Raw genomic sequence first — 22,874 nt, 5'->3', positions numbered from 1 at the left:
CGCAGCAGCCCCAAAAAAGCCGGGAGCGCTTCGCACTCCAACGGGGGACAAGCCCCCTCGCCACAAAAAAATCCCTTCACCACACCTCCAGCTACAACAGGCGGCACAGCCAAAAGGTCAACCCGCATTCACCTCAATCCGGTCAAAGCCCTTGAGGCGATACAGCATCACCGAGATCGCCCAACTGGCCACGAAGATCCCGATGATCATGTAGCCCAGCATCCCGAAACTGTCGTTCAGCGAGCCGATAAAGCTCCAGAACGATCCCTTCAGGTCCAACTGGTCACCCATCAACCCCAACGCCTCGATACTGCCGATCACCACCGCAACCACCACCGATACCAGGGTGATGGTCATGTTGTAGTAGATCTTGCGGATCGGCTTCATGTACGCCCAGCCGTATGCCCCCAGCATCAGGTGGCCGTCCAGCGTGTCCACCAGGGACATGCCGGCGCTGAACAGCAGCGGGAACACCATGATCGCCCACGGCGACAGCCCTTGAGAGGCCTGGGTCGCAGAAATCCCCAACAGGCCGATCTCGGTGGCCGTATCAAAGCCCAGGCCGAACAGGAAACCCAACGGGTACATGTGCCAGCTGCGGCTGATCAGGCGAAACACCGGGCGGAAAATCCGCGCCATGAAACCCCGGTCCGCCAGCAGCAGGTCGAAGTCGTCCTCCACATACGCACCGCCCTTGCGCACATGGCGCCAGGCCTTGTAGATCGCGTGCAGGATCACCAGGTTCATCAAGGCGATGACCAACAGAAACGAGGCCGAGACCGACGTGCCGATCACCCCGCCGATGGCCTTGAACCCTTCAAACCGCGCCTGCATCACCGAGGCCGCAAACGCGACGCCAATGGATGCCAGGACCACCACCGAAGAATGTCCCAGGGAGAAAAAGAAGCCCACCGCCACCGGACGTTTCTTTTCCTGCATCAGCTTGCGGGTCACGTTGTCGATGGCGGCGATATGGTCGGCATCCACCGCATGCCGCAGCCCGAAACCGTAGGCCAGGAGCGCGGTGCCGAGCAACACCGGATGCTCATGGAACGCCACCAGCGCCCAGATCCAGGCGACCACGTTAATGCCGATCAACAACCCGTAGATGCCAAACAGCTTGGCGCGAACCTGGGTGCTGGAGTCACTGAAAATCTGGGCAAGGCGTAGGATCATCAACACTACCTGTGTGCGGTGGAAACATTCAGACACGTTCCGAAACTTTATAGATTTTGTTTAGAGTGATGATGAAATTTGTGGAGTGAGTGAGGAGAGGATTGTGACGACGATCGAAAATGCAGCAATGGCGGTTATTGAGTTCTGGAAACAGGCGGGGCCCAAGCTCTGGTTTGCCAAGGATGAAGGGTTTGACCGGCGTTTTCGCGAGGCTTTCTACGCCACGCATTTGCAGGCGGCCCGGCGCGAACTGGAGAGCTGGATGCAAACGCCGGAAGGCGCGCTGGCGTTGCTGTTGCTGCTGGACCAGTTCCCGCGCAATACCTTCCGTGGCACGGCGCATATGTTCGCCACCGACCCGCTTGCGCGTTTGTACGCGCGGCAGATGGTCGAGGCGGGGATGGACAAGTCGATCGAAACACCGTTGCGGGCGTTTTGTTATTTGCCCTTCGAGCATTCTGAAGATCCCGGGGATCAACAGCTGTCGGTGGCCCTGAACAAGGACCTTGATGCCAATACCTACCGCTGGGCCAAGGAGCACGCCCGCATCATCGAGCGGTTCGGGCGCTTTCCTCATCGTAATGAGGTGTTGGCCAGGGTCACGACAGAGGAGGAGCGGGCGTTCCTGGAGGACGGTGGCTTTTCGGGCTAGGCCTCGGGTTCAGCCACTAAGTCTCTGACGCCCGCCTGGCGAAAACGCCGCACCCCCTTGAGATCAATCGCCCAGCGCAACGCTTCAGTCGCCGACGGACGTTCGCCTTGGGTAATCGCCGCGTCATCGGTGGTCAGTTTATTCAGGTAGCCCTTGGCGCCGCCGCGTTCGCTCCAGTAATGGGTGTGGCTGAGCCAGGAGCTGGCGAGCCAGCCTTTCCATTTGCCCACGCTGACCGGCAGGTCCAGTACGCCGGGGCCCATCACCGGGCTGACCGGGCCGCCGACGATGTCGCCAAACAGGCCCAGGGGCGCGGGGAAGTAGAGGTTGGTCCAACGGGTCACGGCGAAGGCCGCGGCATGGTGCAAGTACAGGGGTGAAAATGGGCGACCGCCCACCGTGACGGGCAGCCGGCCGCTGTAGCCGTAGCCCTTATCGTCGAGCGTCGGCGGGCAGGCGGGGGCTTCGCGGCGTTCGATGCGGCGCTGGAAGTCGCTCACGCTGCGGCCCAGCAACAGGCTGGCGTGGGCCATCGGGCTGCCGAGGGTGACGAGGTCGGTGATGCGCCACGGGTTGCCGAGGTTGCGTTGTTCGATAAAGGCTTCGGCTTGCTGTTCGCGGAACCTGAGGAGGCTTTGCAGGCGGCCGTCGAGGGCGTTTCCAGCCTTTGGCAGCGTGTCCTGGACCACCGGTTGCAATCGCTCGTGGTTGGCGTAGCGGGCGGCGAGTTCCGGGCCGCCGGGGCGTAACTGATCGTGATGCTCGTGCCACAGGTAGCCGACGATGTCGTAGGCAATCACGCTGCCCAAACTGTGGCCGACGACGATGATGCGGTCGTAATCACCCTTGTCATGCAGGGCGCGCAGCAGGTCGACGCCATCGGCGCGGATCTGTTCGCGCACCACCACGTTCTGCGGGTTGGGGCTCAGGTAGCGGGCGGCATCGCCAAGGTACGACAGTGCCGAATACTTCAGGGCCAGGCCGATCACCGCCAGCAGCACCGGGATCAGGGCGAAGGGGTTGTCGCTGTGGGGGAATCGGCCATACAGCGTCGCCAGGGTACCGCTGACCAGCAGCACGAGCAGGGCCAGCAAGGCCCAGCGCGTGGCGCGCCAGATCGGCACGATGGCCGTCGGGATATCCCGGCGCGGGCGCTTGAAAATGTCCCATAGCCAACTGAGCAGGTGCCCGACCTTGGTGCCCTGCATCTTGTGGGCCCAGTAGTACTCGTAGAAATCGGTGGTGTTGCGACCCGCCGACTTCAACACGCGCAAATCGAAGTTGCGCGAAAACCGGTCGGGTTTGCTCCAATAGAAAGGCGTCGCCTCGGGGGTGTCCGCCGGGATCGCCGCTTCGACGAAGCCACGCAGGGTATCCATCGGGCGCTGCTCGCCGATTCCGTGGATGACGACAACCGCTTGTTTCATCTAGTGATCGTTCCTTGATCCGCTTTTCGGGGCGTTACGGGTGGGGTTCAAGGGGCCATAGTATTGCCATTATCGATGGTATTCCAGCCAGGAATGCCCCCATAAAAACCGCGCATTTCATTTGCGTGGCGCGATCTCGTAGTGTGGTGCTCCCACCAAGGAGATGTCGCCGTGAACCATCGCCCGCTGAGCCTGTACGTTGACGCCCATTTCACCAGTCCCTACGCGATGTCGGCGTTTGTGACCCTGCGGGAAAAGGGCCTTGAATTTGAACTGCTCACGTTGAACCTCGACACGGCCGAGAACCAGACTGACGCGTACACGCACTTGTCGCTGACGGGGCGCGTGCCGACCCTGGTGCAGGGTGAGTTTGCGCTGTCCGAGTCATCGGCGATTACCGAGTACCTGGAGGATGTGTTCCCGCAGGTGCCGGTGTACCCGGCCGAACCCCGCCAGCGGGCGAGGGCGCGGCAGGTACAGGCGTGGTTGCGCAGTGACTTGATGCCGATTCGGCAGGAACGCTCGACCCTGGTGGTGTTTTACGGGCTCAAGGGCGAACCGCTGTCGCCGGTTGCTGAAGCAGCGGCCCACACGCTGATCAACGCGGCGCAGGCGCTGTTGGCCGACGGTCGCGACTACCTGTTCGGCGCGTGGTCGATTGCCGACGTGGACCTGGCCGTGATGCTCAATCGGCTGATCCTCAACGGTGACAGCGTGCCCGCCAACCTGGTGGCGTACGCCCAGCGCCAATGGCAACGGCCTTCGGTCCAGGAATGGGTCAAGCAGGCACGACCGTCGCTGTAGTCACCTCCTCAATTACTAAGTGAATCCTGATCCATGAATATACTGTCGAGTGACTCCCGCCTGCCGCTGTACCAGCGTTTTCGGGATCATCTGATTGAGCAGATTGCCAATAATCACTGGCGCGCCGGTGCGGCTATTCCCCCTGAAGCGGTGTTGTCCACCCAGTACCAGCTGTCTACCGGCACTGTGCGTAAAGCGATCGAGGCATTGGTGGGCGAGGGCATTTTGGAGCGCCAGCAGGGCCGTGGTACGTTTGTGCGCCGCCCGAAGTTTCAGTCGTCGTTGTTCCGGTGTTTCCGCTTCCAGGGCCCGGGCGGTGAATGCCAGCTGCCGCAGAGCCGGATCCTCTCGGTCAAGCCGGTGAAGGCGCCGTTGTCGGTGAGCGAGGTGCTGGGGCTGGCAGCGGATGCGCCGGTAATCTGCATCGTGCGGGTACACGTGCTGGACACCGGGCCAGTGCTGGCCGAGGAAATCTGGCTGCCGCGCGAGCGGTTCCAGGCGCTGCTGGACGTGGATCTGACCCGGCAGGGATTGCTGTTGTACCCCACTTACGAAGAAGTCTGCGGGCAAGTAGTCGCTTCTGCCGAGGAAGCCCTCACTGCCGAGTCCATCGATGACGTGTGGGCCCGCTGGTTGCAGGTGCCGGTGGGCAGCCCGGTGATGGTGATCGAGCGGCTGGCCCGGGATTACGCCGGCCAACCCCTGGAGTTGCGACGCGGCCGTGGCCACGCCGAACATTTCCGTTATCGCGTGGATATACGCTGAGCTTGAGGCGCGGTGCTATTCGGCTTTGAGCAGCACCAGCCAGGTTTGCACCACCCGGCGGTCAAGGTCTTCCCAGTCGGCCATGCCCAGTACCCGGGTGGTGTTCAAGCCGCGCAAGTAGCCACGCAGTTGCTGGGCAATCGCGTAGATCACTTCCGGTTCGGCGGCGTTGTCCAGCAGCACTTCCTCATAGTCGACCAGGTAATCGGCAACCCGCTCGCGAAACTCCGGAAGCACAGCTTCACGGATGCGATCGAAGGTTTTCTGGTGGGGCTTCATAGGCGTTCCTTATCATTTTGTGTGAGGCGGCCTGCACGACACTATTGCTCTAGATAATAGTCACCATCAAGTATTGCGAGTTCTGTTTTTCTGAAAAAGGAGGACAATTGCCATCATTGAACATGATGTGCAAGGACCCTGCGATGAGGACTTTTACCGGTTTGGCCCTGGTGGCGCTGCTGATGAGCACAATGGTTGGCTCTGCGTCGGCCGGGGGGCTTCAAGCCAGCCACCTGGCGCCGATCGTCGCCAGCCCGGTCGGGTTGCAGCATTCGCAATCGGTCGGCGTGCTCTACAGCGACAATACCCTCGACAACCTTGAGTACCTGGCGCGCTACCACGCCATGGCGGTTAATGGTGCCAAGGGCCAGCTGGACGAGCAGATTCGCCAGGCTTTCGTCGACAGTTCCGACCCGGACCTGGCGATTGACTGGCTGATGGCTTCGTTGCGGCACACCTTTGCCTCGGTCACCCGTTACGACAACCTTGATGCGCTGTTGCAGGCGCACCCGGATGTGGTGGTGATGCTCGATACCTACAACCAATTGCTGACCCAGCGTAATGATCGGGTGGAAGCGCGGTTTGTTGCCAAGTTCTATGACCTTGACCTGCAATACATCGCCAAAGCCGAGGGTTCGATGCAAATGCACTTGCCTAATGTGTGGGTACATGACAAAACGGCGCCCCAGATCGCTGCACAGATTGGGCAGCAGCGCGACGTTCAGTTGAACGCATTAAAGCAGTTCGATGCCTCGCTCAAGGCGTTGGTCGCTGCCGGTTAGCCCACTTCGTTTATTTTTCAGGAATTTTTATGCGCGTGTTGTTAGTGCCAGCGATGGCTTCTGCTTCTTTATTGATGACGGGCTGTGCATCCGCCCCCAATGCCCCAACCCTTACCCTGCAAACCGCCAAGGACCCTGAAGCCTACGTGCAGTGCGTGGTGCCCAAGTTCGAGAAAAACGGCATGACCTCCACGGTCACGCAGAATTCGCGGCATGCCCGGATCGTGGTGAGCAGCAAGATCGCCGCGGACAACATCCTCGAAGTCTACAAGTCCCAGGACGGCGGCAAGGTGTTCCTGTACGAGCGCAAGCCGTTGGCATCGACGTTCAAGCCGTCGCGGTTCGAGCATGCGGCGCAGGATTGCCTGTAATCGACTGGGGCCAGTCTGTGGGAGCTGTCGAGCCCCAGCGAGGCTGCGATAGCATCACTGCGGTCTGACAGTGACACCGAGGTGATCCCATCGCAGCCTCGCTAAAGCTCGACAGCTCCCACAGTTGATCTTCATTGTCTTGAGCGAATGATTCAGCTCGGCTTTGGCTCGCTGCTGAACGTCTCGACCGCTTTCACCAACCCCTTGGCCGCCAACGCCACCAACTCACCGCCTTTTTGCGGGGTGGCCAGCGCCGGGTCTGAACCCATGCGCCCATCCGGGAAACGCGCGCGGAAGTCGCGGGCTTCGCGAATCGGGCCGGTGTTGGCGATTTGCGGCGAGTAGTCTGCCGACTTGATTGCGTCCGGGTAGGCCCATTGGGTCACGGCGATCTCCGACGGCGTGGCATGGCTGCCGTGGCCCACCGGGAACTGCTGGTGCGCCAGTTCGTTCACGCCTTCCAGGTCCCACCAGTTGCACAGTTTCAGCGCATAACCCGACGGGCGCCCGCTGAAGCTGGCCTCGGCATACAGCTCGGAGAACGCCGCTTCGATCGAGGCAATATTGCCGCCGTGGCCATTGAGAAACAGGATCTTCTCGAAACCATGGCCTGCCAACGAACGTACCCAATCGCCAATCGCCGCGATAAAGGTCGAAGGGCGCAGGGAAATGGTGCCCGGGAAGCCCAGGTGATGCTGGGCCATGCCGATATTGAAGGTCGGGCCGATCAGGATGTCGGCGTTCTTCTGCGCTTCATGGGCAATGATTTCCGGGCACATCCAGTCGGTGCCCAACAGGCCGGTGGGGCCGTGTTGTTCGTTGGAGCCGATGGGAATCACGATGCTGCGGCTGCGTTCCAGAAACTGGCCAATCTCGATCCAGGTGGATTGATGTAAAAGCATCTCAGGTTCTCTCTCTCATCAAGCCCAGGAACACGGTGGAGTTCCTGGTGGCGTGAGCCGCATGGTGCACGGCAACAGCGAGAGCATCAACCGCCTTTGACAGTACCGGCACTCGCCATCTGGCGCGGCTTGCAGTTGAGGTAAGCCGAGGACTTCAGCCAGCGCTGGTCGGGGTACCAGGAAAACATGAACTGGCCGTCCTTGAGTTTGTCCACCACCTGGCGCGCTACCTGCGGGCGTACGGCGGGGCAACCCTGGCTGCGGCCGATACGGCCTTCGCGCTTGCTCCACAACGGGCTTACATAGTCGGCGGCATGGATCACGATGGCGCGGTCCCGTGCACGGTCATTGAAACCCGGCTCCAGGCCGTCCATGCGCAGCGAGTAGCCGTGGGCGCCTTCGTAGCTCTCCTGGGTGCGGAACAAGCCAATGCTGGACTGGTAACTGCCTTCACGGTTGGAGAACTGGGTGGCGAAGTTTTCCCCGGATTTTTGTCCGTGGGCCACCAAATCCCGCAGCACTAATGTCTTCTTGCGCAGGTCGAAGATCCATAGGCGACGAGCGGTCGAAGGTTGGGAATAGTCGATCACCGCCAGCCGGTCGGACTGTTCGATGCCATTGCCCACCGCGCATTGCATGGCGCTCAAGGCTCTTTTCAGTACATCGGGGTTGAGTTCTGGAGCGGCGTGGGCGAGGCTGCTATACAGAGTAAGAGGTTTACCCGTGTCTGCGAGCGCAACGGTGCTCAGCGAGGCAAAGGTCGAGATGATCAGGCCGAGTCGGCAGCAAAAGGTCAGCATGTATAAAGCATCTCCGCCGTGGATGGGAGCTAAGCGATTGTTCAAAAAACACGCATGTTACTTGAGCATTTGCCTGCTCGTTGCACCGCTGGTCGCGACAGCCGAAGACCTGTTGGTGGTGTCGCCGGCCCCGGTGCAATTGGCGCTCTCGCAATTGTCGACCGTTTGCCCAGGCCCGGACGGGCAGGTCGATGCGCCTTCCCTGGCGCGTTTGCAGGCGTTTTATCAGCAGCAGGGCGACGTGGTGCTGTGGTCCGAGGGGGATCGCCGCGCCGCATTGCTAGCCCAACTGCAGTTGCTGGCCGACGATGGCCTTGACCCGACTCACTATAGACTGCCCCCGGCGGATGCCACGGGGAACGTGCTGTGCATCGACATCGGTACCAGCCAGCAGTACCTGCAAGCCCTGCAGGACCTGCATTTCGGCCGCTTGCAGCAGTCGCGCTTCGAGCCCGTCTGGCATTCGCAACCTGCCCCGGACCCCGACACTCAATTGCTGGCCATGGCCGAGGCCGGCATGCAGAACGTCGCCCAAGCCTTCGACCAGGCCCGCCCGAGCGCGCCGCTATACCTTGGCCTGCGCAGTGCCTACGCCGCCTTGCGCCAGCAACCGTTGCAGCATTGGGAAGCCGTGGCCAGCGGCCCGTTGCTGCGCCCGGGCATGGACGATTCGCGGGTGCCGCAACTGGCGCGGCGAATGGTCAATGGCGGCTACCTGAGCGCCACCTCCGCGGGGACGCAATACCGTGGCGAGTTGGTCAACGCGGTCAAGACCTTCCAGCAAAGCCATTCCCTGCAAGCCGACGGCGTGATCGGCCCCGGCACGGTCACCGAGCTGAACATCAGCCCGGCGATTCGCCGCGAACAATTGCGCATCAACCTTGAACGGTTTCGCTGGCTGTCCCGGGACCTGGAACCCGAGGGCGTGCTGGTGAACGTGGCAGCGGCGCAACTGAGCTTCTACCAGGGCGGCGTGCCCGTGTGGCAAACCCGCCTGCAAGTCGGCCGCGCCGACCGCCAGACGCCGCTGCTGAAGTCGCGCATCACCCGGCTGACCCTGAACCCCACCTGGACCATCCCGCCCACCATCATGCGCGAGGACAAGCTGCCGGCGATCCGCCTGAACCCCGAATACCTGCGCCAGCAGAACCTGCAAGTGCTCGACAGCCAGGGCAACCCGCTGGCACCGGAACAGGTTGACTGGTCGCACCCCGGCAACATCCTGCTGCGCCAGGGCGCCGGCCCGCGCAACCCGCTGGGCCGGATCGTGCTGCGCTTTCCCAACCCGTATTCGGTGTACCTGCACGACACGCCGAGCCAGCCGCTGTTCTCCAAGGGCCCGCGGGCCTTCAGTTCGGGATGTGTGAGGGTTGAGCAGCCGCTGCTGCTGCGGGACTTGCTGGTGAGCCCGGCGGAGAAGATCCGCACCGAAGAACTGCTGGCGACGGAAACCACCCACGAGTTCCGGCTCGCGACGCCGGTACCCGTGTTGTTGGGGTACTGGACGGTGCAGGTCGATGGCAAGGGCGCGTTGCTCTACGCGCCGGACATTTACGGGCGCGACCCGGTGTTGATGAAAGCGATGGAGAGTGCGCTCTAGGCGCTTAGCTGAGCGTTGATCATCGTCAGCGCCTCATGGGGAGGCAAGCGCGCCGTATCGACGGTCAATGGCGACTCGGCCCATGGCTCATATTCATGGGCCAGGACGGACTGCCAGGTGGGCGGCGTGAGCCCCGGAATATCGCTGGTGCGTGATTCCACGCGACGTTGGTGTTCGTGTGGGTCGGAGCACACCACCTGGATATTCACCAGCGGCTTACCGGCGCTTAGCGCAGTGTCGCTCCACGCCTGACGACTTTCAGCCACCGGGTTAACGCAATCGACGACAACCGTGCGGCCCAGCAACAGGTTGCTCAACGCCAGCGCATTGGCCACCTGGTAACCGCTGCTGCCCACACCTTGCTCCAGGACCCCTGCATCGCGGATGGCCTGCTCGATGGTGTCGATGCGCAGATACACGGCGCCGGATTGGCCGGCAAGGGCCTTGGCAATCGTGGTCTTCCCAGTGCCGGGCAGGCCGCTGAACACAATAAGCATGGTCGATCCTTCGAAGGGGTGAGTCGGCTCAGTCTACCGGGCGACTCACTTCAAATAACAGGCGCTGATCCAGTCCGAAGGCTTGGGCGCGAGTTGTTCGGCCACTGGCAGATACCGGGCGTCCAACTGCGCCGCCAGCCAGTACAGCGTATTGCTGCTTTTCGGGTTCCATTCGCCGCTGTAGCCAGGCTCACCTACGCGGGCCCGGTCCCGGTCAAACTGCACGTGGGTATGCACGAATTCTTCGTGGCTGCGCTGGCCTTTGGCATACGGCGCCAGCCAGTCCAGTGCTTCGCTCAGCGAGCCACCGTGGGGCGCGGTGACGTCCAGCCAGTTGCCGCCAATGCCGTAGGGCTTGGCCGCCAGCGCGGCCTGCACCAGCGGCTCCAGGTCGTAGACCACATAGTGCAGGGCGTCACGGTCCTGGAAGTCGCTCACCGATCCGTCGGGCAGTACGTTGTCGTTGATCTGTTGCCGGAACAGCTGGAAGGCCTGTTCGAGCATCTCGCGGTCGCCCAGTGCGGCGGCGGCCACCGTGACCAGTTTTACGCGGTGGCTCTGCCAGTTATTGGTGTTGGTGGCTTTCTTTTCGCCGTGGAACTGCTTGATGCGCTCGATATAGCCATTGCCCAGGTTGGTCAGCAGCGCGCGGGTGGCGTCGCGGGTCTGGGGGCGAAGGTCGCTGGCGGTGAGGGCGTAGGCGCTGATCAGCATGTCGAGGTTGGTTTCGTCGATCGGGTTGAAGTCCGGCTGGTAGGTGCTGGCCCACGCGCTCAGGTAGTCATCCACTTGCTTGAGGTAGCGCGTGTCACGGCTCAGGCGCCAGGCCAGGGCCGCCTGGCGCATGACTGGCCAATCCTTCTCGGCGGCGATGCTTTGCTCGCGGATGCCGTGGTTCGGCAGGGTACCTTCGGTGTGCAGATGGGGCAGGGCGTCGGGCTGGTCGCCGAGGTGGCGCTGGGCGGCAGCCAGCAGCGATTTGGAGGTCGGATTCGAGGTGGCGGGCTGGCAGGCACTCAGGACCTGGGGCGCGGCAAAGGCGGCGTTGGCGAACGCGGCGAGCAGCGCGGCGAGGGCCACGGTGTGCAGAGGGCGTTGTAGCATGCTGTTCCTCAGGGATGGATTGACCCGGGCGGGGCAAAGTCACGCTACCATGCCCGTGATGGGAATTTGATGAAATACCCGCCAGCCCTCTATCCTAGCCCGCCAAGCCCGGTCGAGAACAGGACGCCCCATGACTTTGCAGTTCGTGAAGATGCACGCCCACGGTGATGATTTCATCGTGATCGACCGGCGCGGCCAGGATGACCCGATCACCGCTGAAATCGCCCGCCGCCTGGGTGACCGTCATCGCGGCATCGGCTTCAATCAATTGGCCGTGGTGCTCGACTGCACTGACGCGGCCGCCCGTATCAAATTCTGGAACCCCAACGGCACCCCGCTCGACACCTGCGGCAGCGCCACCCGCGGGGTTGCAGACATGCTGATGCGCGAAGCCGGCACTGCCACCCTCGTGCTGCGAACCAACCGGGGGCTGCTGACCTGCGTGCGCGAATCGGCGCAGCGGGTGTCGGTGGACATGGGGCCGCCATCATTGGGCTGGGAAGCTATTCCGCTGGCGCAAGCGATGGACACCGAACGCTTGCCGCTGGAGGGCGACCCGGCGGCGTGCAGCATGGGCAACCCGCATTGCACCTTCTTTGTCGACGACCTGGCGGCGGTCGATATTGCGGCGGTTGGCCCGTCACTGGAAACCCACCCGTTGTTCCCCAACAAGACCAATGTGCATTTCGTGCAGGTACTCGACCGGGGTCATATCCGCCTGCGCATCTGGGAACGGGGCGGCGGTATCCCGCAAGGCTCGGGCTCGTGCTGTTGTGGCGCGGTGGTCAACGGGATTCGTCGTGGGCTGCTGGATGACACCGTCGACGTGCAATGCGATGGCGGTACCGTGACGGTGCATTGGGATGGGCGTGACGGCGTGGTGTTGACGGGGCCAGTCCAAACCGTTGTTCACGGCACTGTGGCGGCCACGCTCATGGGTGGCGCAATGGAAAGTGCACACTGAAGGTGGTGCCCCGGTCCGGGCTTGAGCTCACCGAAACACCTCCATCATGGGCCTTGGCAATTTCCCGCACGATAAACAGCCCCAGGCCAACGCTACGCACCTCACTGTCCTGCTCCGTGCCTCGGGTCATGGGCTCAAACAAGCCAGCCATCAACGCTTCGGGAATCGCCGGGCCGTGGTTATGCACCGAGAGCCGGCTCTCTTGCGTGTCCTGGTGCGAGGTGATGGTAATCGGCTGTTGCAGGTCGCCGTACGCCACGCTGTTGGCCACCAGGTTGCCGATGATTTGTTGTATGCGGTCGGCATCCAGGAACGTGCGGGCGCTGCCCGTGGCGTGATGTTCGAGGGTCGCCGTGGGGAACGCCACCCGCAACTCGTCGAGACTGTCACGGGTGACGGCGTGCAGGTCGAGTGCTACGGGGTTGATGCTGATGCCCTGGCCGACTCTGGCCTGGGTGAAGTCCAGCAAGTCGGCGATCATCCGCTGCGCCCGTTCGGTGGACAGGCCGATATGCCCCAGGAGTTGGCGCTCCTTGGGGCTGCGCTCGCCACGGGCGAGGAACTCCGAGGCCATCTTGATCGCGGTCAGCGGGTTCTTCAGGTCATGGCTGACAATCGCGACCATCTGTTCGGCAAACAGCGCCCGGCGCTGGGCGATTTCATAGGCGCTGCTCAGTTCGGCCTGGGCCTGATGCAGCGCGACTTCAGCGGCGGTCTTTTCCTGCAGCAAGGCTTCAGCCAGTTTGCGGGCGTTGAGCAGTTCGCGCTCGTACTTGTCGCGGTCGGTGGTGCCGAAAAGGGCCAGTTCGTTGTAGGCAATACCGGCATGTTCGTGCCTGACGCCGTTGAGCAATACCGTGACGGTGCGCCGGTCACGGTGCAGCAGGTCGAGTTTCACTTCGGCGATGGAGCCCTGCATTTTCATCAGCGGCGCCAGGTGCGTCTGATGGAAGATCCGCCCGCCCATCGTCAGCAGGTCCTGGAACCGTCGTTCCTTCAACTCCTCGACGCTGAAGCCGGTCCAGTCGCTGAAGCACTGGTTGGCCTGCACGATGGTGCCGTCTTCCCGGGTCACCACCAAGGCGCAGGGCGCGCCGTCGAACAAACGTTGAGCATCCGGCAACGACAGGTTATCGGCTGGCATCGGCACCCACCCATGGCAACAGGAAACTGTCCATGGCCGCTGAACAGGCGCCGGGTGCGCTCATGTGCGGGCAATGCCCCACGTTATCGACCAGGCAGTACGTGCTGGCGGGCAACGCGGCATGCAGGTACTCACCGACGCACACCGGTGCGATCAAGTCGTCGGTGGATTGCAGAATCAGGGTGGGGGTCACCAGGCCCGCGATGTCCTGGCGGTTGTCCGACAGGAAGGTCACCCGTGCGAAGCGCTTGGCGATGTCCGGCTCGGTGCGGCAGAAACTGTTGGTCAGTTCTTCGCCGAGTGCAGGTTGCCCGGGTGCGCCCATGATTACCGGGGCCATGGTGCTGGACCAGCCGAGGTAATTGCTGTCGAGGGTATCGAGCAACGAATGGATATCGTCGAGGGTGAACCCGCCCGTGTAGTCACCGGAATCGATATAGCACGGCGAAGGACCGATCATCACATGGGCGGCGATTGTTCCGGGCGCCTGGCGATCGGCCAGGGCGCCGATCATCGCGCTGACGGAGTGCCCCACCAGCACCACCGAGCCCACGGCGTATTCATCAACAATCTCGCTCAAGTCGTGGGCGTAGCCGGCGAGTGAGCTGTATTTTTCGCTGTCGTACGCGCCCAGGTCGGACTGGCCAGCCCCCACCAGGTCATACAGCACCACACGGAAACGCCCGGTGAAATGAGGAAACAGATAATTCCACATGGTTTGATCACACCCGAAGCCATGGGAGAAAACCAGGGTCGAGGAACCGCTGCCATACACCCTGACATTGTTGCGCTGCTGAAGGTCCATGGCGTTCTCGTGTAGGGCGTGTGTGGGGGTGGCGTAAGTCTAGATAGTCGGTGGCGTCGGGTCACCTGTTTATAGCGTCGATAGGGTAAAGTCGGCCGATTCAGGATGAAACTTCAGGTAACAAAACATGATGGTGTTCCTACGGCAATGTGTCTTGGGCTTGCTACTGATCGTTTCCGGCTCACAGGTGTGGGCCGATACCGTTCCCCCGGCGCCGGTCACGGTTGCGCTGGACCAGCGCGTGATCGACCTGACCCAAACCCTCGACGCTGCCACTCAATCGCGTATGACCACGCAACTCGCCGGTCTGGAACAACGCAAGGGCGCACAGGTGGCGGTGATGCTGCTGCCGAGCACCCAGGGCGTTGGCATCGAGGACTTCGCCAACCAACTGTTCCGTGCCTGGAAACTGGGGCGCAAGGACGTCAACGACGGCATCCTGCTGCTGGTGGCGAAAGACGATCGCAAGGTTCGGATCGAAGTCGGTTACGGCCTGGAAGGCGTGGTCACCGACCTGCTGGCCCACCGCATCATCGAGGAACACATCACCCCGGCGTTTCGCCAGGGCGATTACGCCGGCGGCGTGCAGCAGGCGGTGGACGACCTGACGCTATTGGTGGACGGCGGCAACTTGCCCGAGGTGGCCAAGGCCGGTTTTCCGCCTGAAGCGTATGCGGTACTCCTGGCATTCATGTTTGGCGGGGTGGTCGGGGTATTGATGGGCGCCGAAAAACTCCCTTGGCGCCGGGCCCTGATGGCGGTGGTTGTTGTCACCGTGGTGCTGGTTGCGGTTGCGGGCGGCAAGGACTGGCCGGTCTATTTGCTGTTGCTGCCCCTGTGCATGCTGATCGGTGGCGCTACTTTCGGCGCGTTGTGGCAGGCGAGGGCGGCGTTTTACACCGTACTGGTGCTGTTGGGCTATATCGCCGGCGTGCTGCTGACCGATAACTTCGTGCGGGAGATATCCCTTATTCACTGGCTGGCTTATCCATTCGCAGGGTTGCTGGTCCTGGGCCTGTATCTCGGCCTGTTCCTGGTGATGAAGAGCATGTGGCAAGAGAGCCAGGTGGGCTTTATCGCGCGGCTGTTGGCGGTGCTGGTGGTGTACGGGATCGTGGGGGCATTGATTGACAAGGGCGCCACGGGATGGCTGCTGGCGTTTCCATTCGCTTCGTTCGCGGCGCTGTTCATCTTTGCCCACGGTATCAGCGGCGGGTCGGGGTCGGGGTCGGGTGGGGGCTCCAGCTCCTCCGGTTCGAGTTCCAGTTCCAGCAGCAGCTCATCGGGTGGTGGTGGTTCCAGTGGTGGGGGTGGGGCGTCGGGGAGTTGGTAAGCCTCCCCCGGAAGCTAGGCGGGCTTGTACGCAACCCAGCCCTTGAAGCTGAAGCCCGCGTAGAACAGTTCCACACCTTCGAAGCCTGCCTCCCGTAGCAGCGCTTCATCGTCGTTGGGTGACAGCACCGGCAAGTGGCTGCTGATGGCGGCAATCGCCCGCTGGGCATCTTCAGCCGGTACGCCGGAATCCACCGCATAGGCCGCATAACGCTTCAGCCAGCGCGCTTTTTCCTCTGGCGAGGATTGGGGGAAGCTGTGATGCGCCGCAATCAAAGGCGCGCCCGGCGACAAGCGCCGCCACAGCTCTTTCAGGGTTTGCAGACGCTCTTCGGCCGGGATGAAATGCAAGGTCAGCAAGGACGTGGCGGCATCGAACGGCCCCTCGGGCGCGGTATCGATATAGCCTTCATGCAACTGCACCCGGGCCATCAGCGGACCCAAGGTGGCCTCGGCCAGCTTCAGCATCTCGGCAGACGGGTCCACCCCCACAAACTGCCACTCGGGCTGGCTGTCGGCAAACTTCTTCAACTCCAGGCCGCCGCCTGCACCGAGTACCAATACCTTGCCGGTGGCTGGGACGCTTTCGCGCAGCAACAGGGTGGTCATGCGCTGCAGGGACTCGAAACCCGGTACCAGCCTCACCGGGCCTTCGGCGTAGCGGGCAACAGCGTCGGGGTCTGAAAACCAGGTCATTGCTGGCTCCTGTTGGCGGGGGAAGCGATAACCCTACTGGGGCGAATTCAGGCTGGCAATTGCAGAGATGTGCAGTTGTGTTAAAACGTTGCCTTTGCTGATTTTGAGAGTACCCCTCGAATGCTCCCCGACATGCTTATCCGCGATGCACGACCTGAAGACGCGTTATGCGTTGGCGTGCTGGGCATGCAGGTTTTTCTCGATACTTACGCCACCGAAGGCATTCGCGACTCAATCGCCGCCGAGGCGCTGCAAGCGTTTTCGCCCCAGACGATTTCCGCTCTGATCGCCCAGCCGGGCACGGCCATCATCGTCGCTGAAGCCAATGGGCATCTGGTGGGGTTTGCCCAGGTTGCGATGGACACCGGCCATGCGCTGATCTCAACCCCGAAACCGGCGGAGTTGCAGCGGCTCTACATCCAGGAACGGTTTACCGGGCTCGGACTCGGCTACCGTTTGCTGCAAGCGGCTGAACAGCGTGCAGGGCAGGGTGGCGCTTCTTTGTTGTGGGCGACGGTGTGGGTCGGCAACGAGCGGGCGCTGGGTTTTTACCCGCGTCGTGGTTATGAGCTACTGGGGGCGCCTGCGTATACGTTCCAGAATGAAACCCATGAAAATCGGTTGTTTGGCAAAAGGCTTGGCGTCTAGCCGTCAGAGCGTTTTGCTGAGGAAAACCCGGCTGCTGCCTTGCGGGTCGCATGGTATTTCACCAAAACGTACCCAGCCATTCTTCTCGTAAAATTCCGGGGCCTGGAAACTGATGGTGTACAGCACCGCCGAGCGGCACCCTCGGTGACGGGCTTCGTCTTCGAACGCCTTCAGCAGCGATGTACCCAGGCCTGAACCACGCAGCGCATCGGGCAAATGGAACAGGTCGAGGAACGCCATCCCGAGGCTGGTTTTGCCGGTGATGCCGCCGAGGGTTTCACCGGTGTCGGGATCCTTGATCAGCACCGTCAACGGACGTCGGTCATTGGAGCCGGTGATGTGTTCGTTGAAGGCGGCGAGTCCCTTGCCGAGAAGCTGCTCGGCTTCGGCGTCTGGTTGGTCACCTATCTCAATCAAATGCTGTTTCATCAGGTTCTGCTCCCTGTCAAAGCCGTTCCCGCACCATCCGCATCAGCCGTTCACCCACCTGATCCACGCCTTTGTTTTGCGCAACCACCTGGGCACCTTCCATCAACAACGTCAGCTCTTCAGCCAGCTCCCCGGGCTTGCTCGCCTTGAGCTGCGTGCACAGCAGCTTCACCCGCTCAAACTGGCGTTTTTTATGCGCCTGGATCAGCGCTCGCGCAGGGTGATCGGCCTCCGGAATTTCCGCGAGGGTGTTGGTAAACGGGCAACCGCGATAGCCCGCCCGTTCCAGGTCGTCGACGATAAAAACCGCCAAGCCCAGCAGCTGTTCCCTGGGGGAGTCGGGGTGTTGCTGCGCCAGGCCATCCAGCACATCGCTGTAGCTTTCCGTCAGGCGCTCCAGCCACTCCAGCACCAGCGCATCCTTATTCTCGAAATGCCGGTACACGGTCATCTTGGTCGAGGCGGCCAGTGCCGCAATGGCATCCACGCTGACACGGGTGATGCCCTGTTCGACAAACAGCGTTTGCGCCGCATCGACGATCCGCTCGCGTGGCGGCAGTTGAGGTGTCCGTTGCGCACGCATGCACATTCTCCACTTGACAGCGATACCATTGAGTATCGCATGATACTTATCGGTATCGTTCGATACCGAAGAGTATTCATCATACCCGTTTGGAGGGTTTCATGTACCTGTCTGAATATGCCGATCAGGATGCTACCGGCCTGGCACGCCTGATCCACACCCACGCTGTCAGTGTCGACGAGGTGCGCGCGGTGGCCCTGCAAGCCATCTTAGCCGTCAACCCGCAGATCAACGCCCTGGTGGAAGCCTGGGACGATGAACCGGTTGCGGCCCAAGGCCCGTTCCATGGCGTGCCGCTGCTGCTCAAAGACCTGGGCGTCAGCGCCGCAGGCCGCCGCAATGAACTCGGCAGCGCGCTCGCGCAGGGCTGCACCGCCGATGCCGACTCGGAGCTGATGACCCGCCTGCGCCGCGCCGGCCTCATGCCGTTGGGCCGCACCACCACCCCCGAATTCGCCGCCAGCACCACCACCGAAAGCCGCTTTTCAGGCCCCACCCGCAACCCGTGGGACGTGCAGCGCAGCGCCGGTGGTTCCAGCGGCGGCTCGGCAGCGGCGGTGGCGGCGGGGTTGGTACCGGTGGCGCATGCGACCGATGGCGGCGGCTCAATCCGCGTACCCGCGTCAATGTGCGGCCTGTTCGGGCTCAAGCCCAGCCGTGGTCGCGTGCCCATGGGGCCGGACGTCGACGAAGTCTGGAGTGGTTTGGCAGTGCACGGGGTATTGACCCGTTCGGTACGCGACAGCGCTGGCATGCTCGACGCGATCCATGGCGGCGCGCCTGGAGATCCGTTTCACATAGCACCGCCAGAAAGCAGCTTTTCGGCGCTTGCCCAACGGGCGCCCGGTTCGTTGCGCATTGCCCTCCAGAGCCTGCCTTTAAACGGGCAGAAGCTGCATCCGGCGGTGGAACAGGCGCTGTTCAATACCGCCAAACAACTGGAAGCACTGGGTCATCAGGTTGAAGAAATCCAGCCGGACATTGGCGTCAGTTGGGAAGCGTTTGTCGAACTCAATGCGCGTTTCTGGTCGTCGAACACGGCAGCCTGGATAGATGCAGTTGCCGGCGCGACGGGTCGTTCGATCAGCGCTGAATACCTGGAACCGGCGACACTGGCGCTGTATCGCCTGGGCAAGTCACTGCAAGCGACAGACCTGTTGGGGGCCCTGTGGGAACGCAACATCGTCGCGCGCCACATGGGTGACCTGTTCCAGCGATATGACGTGCTGCTGTCGCCCACACTGCCCGGGCTGGCGCCGATGATCGGCGACTACAACCAGGGCCAGGCGCAACTGGACGGGCGAGGGTGGATGAATCGAGTGTTTGCGCATTCGCCGTTTACCGCGCTGGCCAACGTCATTGGCGCGCCGGCGATGTCGGTGCCGCTGGGTCATGATTCCCGGAGCGGGCTGCCGATCGGCATGCAGTTCATGGGCGCGTTTGGTCAGGAGGGCATGTTGCTTGGCCTGGCGACGCAACTGGAACGGGCAACGCCTTGGGCTGCACGTCGCCCGCACGTGTGGGCCGGGGGAAACCTGTAACCCAAGGCAAATGCTTTCCCTGTGGCGAGGGAGCTTGCTCCCGTTGGGCTGTGCAGCAGCCCCAAAACCAGTCACCAAGTCTCTGAAAAAACGCATCCACTGAATCAGGGGCGCTTCGCACACCAACGGGAGCAAGCTCCCTCGCCACAGGGGGAAGTGTGATGGCTAGATATCCATCACCATCTCATGCCACGCCATCCCGCCGTGGTCCGACGCCGACGGCTGCACATAGCGATAGCCCATGCGCTTATACAGCTCCACATGCTGGTCCTTGCACATCAGGTGAATGGTCTTCTTGCCCATCGCCTGCATGCGCTGCACGAACTCCGTCATCAAGCGCGTGGAGTAGCCCTTGCCTTGCTGGGCGGGATCCACCACCACCGACATGATCACCACATTCGGCGCATCGGCTGAATGCCCGACCAACTCCTTGAAGGCTTCATCCGACATCACCACTTCATCGGCGCAACCGCAGTTGATGAAACCGACCACAACGCCATCCGCCTCCAGAATCAGAAAGCCTTGCGGGTACAGCGCAATGCGCGTGGCGATCTTTTCCAGGGTCGCTGCTTCGTCGCCTTCGTAGGCGGTGATTTCGATTTCGTAGCAACGGTTGGCGTCGGCGGGGTTGGCGTTACGGAAGGTGAGGGCGGGCATTGGGTTACCAGAGAAATTGAACGACAGCCCCCATGATAAAGAAAGAACACCCCGACAGCACCGCCGAACACAAAACCCACTCACACCACCGACCCCCTATGGGAGCCGTCGAGCTTTAGCGAGGCCGCGATGGTGGCCTTCCTGGCACCATCAATATTCGCCAAGCCGGATAACTGGAAAACCCGCAAATGCGGGTTTTCTGGTAACTGAGCCAGGCTCTATTAAACCCCACCCACCAACTTCCCCCCCTCCAACCGCCGCTTATACGCACTGTCCCGACTCGCCAACCAGAAATACAACGGCGACGTCACCACCAACCCCACCAACCAGGACAAATCCGCCCCGTTGATATGCGCCGAAATCGGCCCGACATACAGCGGCGTATTCATAAACGGAATCTGCACCACAATCCCCACCGCATAGGCCACCAGCGCCTGGGGGTTGTACCGCCCGTAAATCCCGCCATCCACGCGAAAGATCGAACCGATGTCGTACTTGCCCTTATGGATCGCATAGAAGTCGATCAGGTTGATCGCCGTCCACGGCACCAGTACCACCAGCAGCACCAGCACCATGTCCACGAAGTGCCCGATAAAATCCTTTGACGCAAACACCGCCGCAATCGAGCACGCCGCCAGCACCAGCACCGAGATCACGGCACGCGCCTTGGCGGTCGGGATCCAGCGGTAGGCAAAGGTCTGTACCAGGGTGATCAATGACAGCACGGCGCCGTACAGGTTAAGTGCGTTATGGCTGATCACGCTGAGCAGGAACAGCAACAGCATCAGCGGGCCAATGGAGCCGGTCGCCAGTTTGACCGCGTCCATGGTGTCCATGCCCACCGGCGTAGCCAGTACCGCAACCGCACCAAAGATGAACGACAGGCTGGAACCGAGCACGGTGCCCAGATAGGTGGTCCAGAAGGTCGACGCCACCGGCACATCCGCCGGCAGGTAGCGGGAGTAGTCAGACACATACGGCGCAAACGCGATTTGCCACAGCGCGGCCAGCGACACGGTGGCCAGCCAGCCGGAGATGTTGAAGTTACCGCGCGTCAGGAAGTCGGCCGTCTGCACATGGGTGAAGATGTAGCCAAAACCCAGCACGATGCCCGCGCCCAGCACCCAGGTACCGATGCGGTTGAGGACGTGGATGAAGCGGTAGCCGATGATGCCGATGATCCCCGAGCCGATGGCGCCGATGACGATGCCGACCGGTACCGGGATCGAGTCGACGACGCCGTGCAGGGATTTGCCCGCCAGTACGATGTTGGAGGCGAAGAAGCCGATGTACATCACGCCGGCGATTACCACCACCAGCAGCGCACCGAGGGAGCCGAACTGGGCGCGGCTCTGGATCATTTGCGGGATGCCCATCTGCGGGCCCTGGGCCGAGTGCAGCGCCATCAGCACGCCGCCGACGAGGTGGCCGACGAGGATGGCGATGATGCCCCACACCAGGTTCAGGCCGAACAGTTGCACGGCCAGCGCGCCGGTGACGATGGGCAACGGCGCGATGTTGCCGCCGAACCACAGGGTGAACAGGTCTCTTACCTTTCCGTGGCGATCTTCCGGGGGCACGTATCCAATCGTGTGTTTTTCGATAAGCGGGGCGGAGGATGTTGCAGTGGTAACCATGACGAGCTCCAAGGCAAGGTGAGTACGTTGACGTACTTCGCTGGGCGGCGCGTGTGCGTCGCTTTTGTTGTTGGAGTGATCATGTGCAATGGTCACAGGGAGGTAAATTAGTAAGTTTGTTGCTATAGACCTTAAAAATAATATCTCGCGGGGTTTTTTGCTCCGGTATGTTGCATGCACTTGAATCAGTGTGAAAAGCCGATTTTCACGCACTTGTTTGGGGCGAAATCCCACGTTTATGGAGGTCCCGATGGCTGCCTATAACCTGCGCCAGCTCAGATATTTTGTAACCACGGCCGAGTGCGGCAGCGTGGCAGAGGCCTCGCGCAAGCTCTATATCGCGCAACCGTCGGTGTCGACGGCCATCAAACAGCTGGAAGACAGCTTCGGCGTGCAGCTGTTTATCCGCCATCACGCCCAAGGGGTGTCACTGACGCCGAGCGGTGCGCGGTTCTATCGCAAGGCCCTGGAGCTGCTGCGGGTGGCCCATGAGTTTGAGCAGAACGCCCTGGCAGACAATGACGTGGTGGCGGGGCAGATCGATATCGGTTGCTTCGAAACCGTGGCACCGCTGTATTTGCCGCGCTTGATTGCCGGTTTCCGGGAGCGTTGGCCGGGGGTGGAAATCCGTCTGCGCGATGGCGAACAGCAGGAACTGGTGCAGGCGCTGACGGCCGGCAGTATCGATGTGGCGATGCTGTTTGAGCATGACCTGGGCAGCGCCATCGAGACCACGCCGCTGATGCCGCCGCAGCAACCCTATGCGTTGCTGCCGGCGGATCACCGGTTTGCGCAGCAGGCCAAGGTGTCGTTGGCGGACTTGGTGCTGGAACCGATGATTTTGCTGGATGTGCTGCCGAGCCGGACGTACTTCGTGAGCATCTTTGAAGAGCGTGGGCTGACGCCGAATATTGTCTTCAGTTCGCCGTCGATCGAGATGGTGCGGGGGATGGTGGGGCGCGGGTTCGGGTTTTCGATCCTGGTGACCAAGCCGTTTTCGCCGTATTCCTATGACGGGCAGAAGCTGGTGTGCGTGCCGTTGGCGGAGACGGTGACGGGGTCGGGGTTGTCGGCGGTGTGGTTGCGGCGGGCGCCGTTGACCAAGCCGGTGCAGTTGTTTGTGGAGTATTGCCGGGAAGAGCTGGCGCGGTTGTTAGGTTAGACACAGAACTAAAAATGTGGGAGCGGGCTTGCTCGCGAAAGCGGTGGATCAGTCAATACATCTGGTGACTGACACACCGCATTCGCGAGAAAGCCCGCTCCCCCCTTTGCTTTTTTT

Annotated in this window: 25 protein-coding genes; 11 read left to right on the top strand and 14 right to left on the bottom strand. The window is 61.9% G+C overall.

Translation table 11 applies throughout. From position 1 onward, the window contains the following. Positions 1-117: 117 nt before the first annotated feature. Positions 118-1,176, bottom strand: coding sequence for a HoxN/HupN/NixA family nickel/cobalt transporter (locus ACW9I6_RS14010; RefSeq protein ID WP_457339452.1), 1,059 nt, complete (start codon positions 1,174-1,176; stop codon positions 118-120). Positions 1,177-1,303: 127 nt separating this feature from the next. Here ACW9I6_RS14010 and ACW9I6_RS14005 point away from each other — a divergent pair, with 127 nt between their 5' ends. Further along, positions 1,304-1,828: a DUF924 family protein gene (locus tag ACW9I6_RS14005; protein ID WP_256579994.1), complete on the top strand. Its 525-nt coding sequence runs from the start codon at positions 1,304-1,306 to the stop codon at positions 1,826-1,828. Here ACW9I6_RS14005 and ACW9I6_RS14000 read toward each other — a convergent pair. After that, entirely contained in the window at positions 1,825-3,255 is a 1,431-nt protein-coding gene (locus ACW9I6_RS14000; RefSeq protein WP_003210208.1) for an alpha/beta hydrolase family protein, read from the bottom strand. The genes ACW9I6_RS14005 and ACW9I6_RS14000 overlap by 4 nt on opposite strands. A 171-nt stretch (positions 3,256-3,426) precedes the next feature. Here ACW9I6_RS14000 and yfcF point away from each other — a divergent pair, with 171 nt between their 5' ends. Both yfcF and ACW9I6_RS13990 read left to right on the top strand, forming a co-directional pair. Continuing rightward, positions 3,427-4,059 (top strand): glutathione transferase, encoded by a 633-nt coding sequence (gene yfcF / locus ACW9I6_RS13995; protein ID WP_102368834.1) that lies wholly within the window; start codon positions 3,427-3,429, stop codon positions 4,057-4,059. A gap of 33 nt (positions 4,060-4,092) precedes the next feature. Continuing rightward, positions 4,093-4,824 carry a GntR family transcriptional regulator gene (locus ACW9I6_RS13990; RefSeq protein WP_003210205.1) on the top strand — a complete coding sequence of 244 codons (732 nt, stop codon included), beginning with the start codon at positions 4,093-4,095 and terminating at the stop codon, positions 4,822-4,824. A 15-nt stretch (positions 4,825-4,839) separates the two neighbouring features. On the opposite strand, the gene ACW9I6_RS13985 is transcribed toward ACW9I6_RS13990, so the two are convergent. Beyond that, entirely contained in the window at positions 4,840-5,103 is a 264-nt protein-coding gene (locus tag ACW9I6_RS13985) for a hypothetical protein (RefSeq protein ID WP_003210203.1), read from the bottom strand. Between the two features lie 143 nt (positions 5,104-5,246). Between ACW9I6_RS13985 and ACW9I6_RS13980 the strand changes: the two genes are divergently transcribed. Both ACW9I6_RS13980 and ACW9I6_RS13975 read left to right on the top strand, forming a co-directional pair. Further along, the gene (locus tag ACW9I6_RS13980; protein WP_023658765.1) at positions 5,247-5,885 is read left to right on the top strand and encodes a hypothetical protein; all 639 of its coding nucleotides are present in this window, start codon (positions 5,247-5,249) and stop codon (positions 5,883-5,885) included. A 29-nt stretch (positions 5,886-5,914) separates the two neighbouring features. Next, complete coding sequence (locus ACW9I6_RS13975; RefSeq protein WP_003210199.1) at positions 5,915-6,256, top strand: hypothetical protein; 342 nt, start codon at positions 5,915-5,917, stop codon at positions 6,254-6,256. A 152-nt stretch (positions 6,257-6,408) separates the two neighbouring features. Here the strand turns inward: ACW9I6_RS13975 and ACW9I6_RS13970 are convergent, their stop codons facing one another. Next, positions 6,409-7,158 (bottom strand): creatininase family protein, encoded by a 750-nt coding sequence (locus ACW9I6_RS13970; protein ID WP_008435386.1) that lies wholly within the window; start codon positions 7,156-7,158, stop codon positions 6,409-6,411. An 86-nt stretch (positions 7,159-7,244) separates the two neighbouring features. Next, positions 7,245-7,958 carry a murein L,D-transpeptidase catalytic domain family protein gene (locus ACW9I6_RS13965; protein WP_023658766.1) on the bottom strand — a complete coding sequence of 238 codons (714 nt, stop codon included), beginning with the start codon at positions 7,956-7,958 and terminating at the stop codon, positions 7,245-7,247. A gap of 37 nt (positions 7,959-7,995) precedes the next feature. On the opposite strand from ACW9I6_RS13965, the gene ACW9I6_RS13960 reads away from it, so the two are divergent. Next, positions 7,996-9,558: a L,D-transpeptidase family protein gene (locus tag ACW9I6_RS13960; RefSeq protein ID WP_177044837.1), complete on the top strand. Its 1,563-nt coding sequence runs from the start codon at positions 7,996-7,998 to the stop codon at positions 9,556-9,558. On the opposite strand, the gene ACW9I6_RS13955 is transcribed toward ACW9I6_RS13960, so the two are convergent. Continuing rightward, positions 9,555-10,055 (bottom strand): AAA family ATPase, encoded by a 501-nt coding sequence (locus ACW9I6_RS13955; RefSeq protein WP_457339451.1) that lies wholly within the window; start codon positions 10,053-10,055, stop codon positions 9,555-9,557. The genes ACW9I6_RS13960 and ACW9I6_RS13955 overlap by 4 nt on opposite strands. A 45-nt stretch (positions 10,056-10,100) precedes the next feature. Beyond that, the gene (locus ACW9I6_RS13950; protein ID WP_008435376.1) at positions 10,101-11,159 is read right to left on the bottom strand and encodes an alginate lyase family protein; all 1,059 of its coding nucleotides are present in this window, start codon (positions 11,157-11,159) and stop codon (positions 10,101-10,103) included. A 130-nt stretch (positions 11,160-11,289) separates the two neighbouring features. Between ACW9I6_RS13950 and dapF the strand changes: the two genes are divergently transcribed. Continuing rightward, positions 11,290-12,123, top strand: a complete 834-nt coding sequence (gene dapF, locus ACW9I6_RS13945; RefSeq protein WP_457339450.1) for a diaminopimelate epimerase — start codon at positions 11,290-11,292, stop codon at positions 12,121-12,123. Here dapF and ACW9I6_RS13940 read toward each other — a convergent pair. Together ACW9I6_RS13940 and ACW9I6_RS13935 are read right to left on the bottom strand one after the other, a co-directional pair. Further along, entirely contained in the window at positions 12,092-13,267 is a 1,176-nt protein-coding gene (locus ACW9I6_RS13940) for an ATP-binding protein (RefSeq protein ID WP_457339449.1), read from the bottom strand. The two genes, dapF and ACW9I6_RS13940, sit on opposite strands and share 32 nt — an antisense overlap. Continuing rightward, positions 13,254-14,072: an alpha/beta fold hydrolase gene (locus ACW9I6_RS13935; protein WP_457339448.1), complete on the bottom strand. Its 819-nt coding sequence runs from the start codon at positions 14,070-14,072 to the stop codon at positions 13,254-13,256. Before ACW9I6_RS13935 ends, ACW9I6_RS13940 begins: the two co-directional genes overlap by 14 nt. Positions 14,073-14,199: 127 nt before the next feature. Here ACW9I6_RS13935 and ACW9I6_RS13930 point away from each other — a divergent pair, with 127 nt between their 5' ends. After that, the gene (locus tag ACW9I6_RS13930; RefSeq protein ID WP_457339447.1) at positions 14,200-15,405 is read left to right on the top strand and encodes a TPM domain-containing protein; all 1,206 of its coding nucleotides are present in this window, start codon (positions 14,200-14,202) and stop codon (positions 15,403-15,405) included. Positions 15,406-15,419: 14 nt separating this feature from the next. Here the strand turns inward: ACW9I6_RS13930 and ACW9I6_RS13925 are convergent, their stop codons facing one another. Further along, complete coding sequence (locus ACW9I6_RS13925) at positions 15,420-16,100, bottom strand: class I SAM-dependent methyltransferase (RefSeq protein WP_457339446.1); 681 nt, start codon at positions 16,098-16,100, stop codon at positions 15,420-15,422. A 132-nt stretch (positions 16,101-16,232) separates the two neighbouring features. Here ACW9I6_RS13925 and ACW9I6_RS13920 point away from each other — a divergent pair, with 132 nt between their 5' ends. Beyond that, on the top strand, positions 16,233-16,748 hold the full coding sequence (locus tag ACW9I6_RS13920; protein ID WP_457339445.1) for an N-acetyltransferase family protein: 516 nt from the start codon (positions 16,233-16,235) through the stop codon (positions 16,746-16,748). A 3-nt stretch (positions 16,749-16,751) separates the two neighbouring features. Here ACW9I6_RS13920 and ACW9I6_RS13915 read toward each other — a convergent pair whose 3' ends face one another. Together ACW9I6_RS13915 and ACW9I6_RS13910 are read right to left on the bottom strand one after the other, a co-directional pair. Continuing rightward, the gene (locus tag ACW9I6_RS13915; protein ID WP_008435362.1) at positions 16,752-17,177 is read right to left on the bottom strand and encodes a GNAT family N-acetyltransferase; all 426 of its coding nucleotides are present in this window, start codon (positions 17,175-17,177) and stop codon (positions 16,752-16,754) included. Positions 17,178-17,193: 16 nt separating this feature from the next. Next, positions 17,194-17,760 (bottom strand): TetR/AcrR family transcriptional regulator, encoded by a 567-nt coding sequence (locus ACW9I6_RS13910; protein WP_177019951.1) that lies wholly within the window; start codon positions 17,758-17,760, stop codon positions 17,194-17,196. Positions 17,761-17,861: 101 nt separating this feature from the next. On the opposite strand from ACW9I6_RS13910, the gene ACW9I6_RS13905 reads away from it, so the two are divergent. After that, positions 17,862-19,301 (top strand): amidase, encoded by a 1,440-nt coding sequence (locus tag ACW9I6_RS13905; protein WP_457339444.1) that lies wholly within the window; start codon positions 17,862-17,864, stop codon positions 19,299-19,301. Positions 19,302-19,466: 165 nt separating this feature from the next. Here the strand turns inward: ACW9I6_RS13905 and ACW9I6_RS13900 are convergent, their stop codons facing one another. Together ACW9I6_RS13900 and ACW9I6_RS13895 are read right to left on the bottom strand one after the other, a co-directional pair. Further along, positions 19,467-19,958: a GNAT family N-acetyltransferase gene (locus ACW9I6_RS13900; protein ID WP_003210163.1), complete on the bottom strand. Its 492-nt coding sequence runs from the start codon at positions 19,956-19,958 to the stop codon at positions 19,467-19,469. Between the two features lie 221 nt (positions 19,959-20,179). Next, a complete protein-coding gene (locus tag ACW9I6_RS13895; RefSeq protein WP_457339443.1) occupies positions 20,180-21,595 on the bottom strand; it encodes a purine-cytosine permease family protein in 1,416 nt (471 codons plus the stop codon). 250 nt (positions 21,596-21,845) lie between these two features. Between ACW9I6_RS13895 and ACW9I6_RS13890 the strand changes: the two genes are divergently transcribed. Beyond that, entirely contained in the window at positions 21,846-22,757 is a 912-nt protein-coding gene (locus ACW9I6_RS13890; protein ID WP_003210159.1) for a LysR substrate-binding domain-containing protein, read from the top strand. Positions 22,758-22,874 lie beyond the last annotated feature (117 nt).

This window comes from Pseudomonas sp. SDO5522_S412 (genome assembly GCF_054071215.1).
The sequence above is the reverse complement of the archived record's forward strand: the minus strand, read 5'-3'. Positions and strand labels throughout refer to the sequence as shown.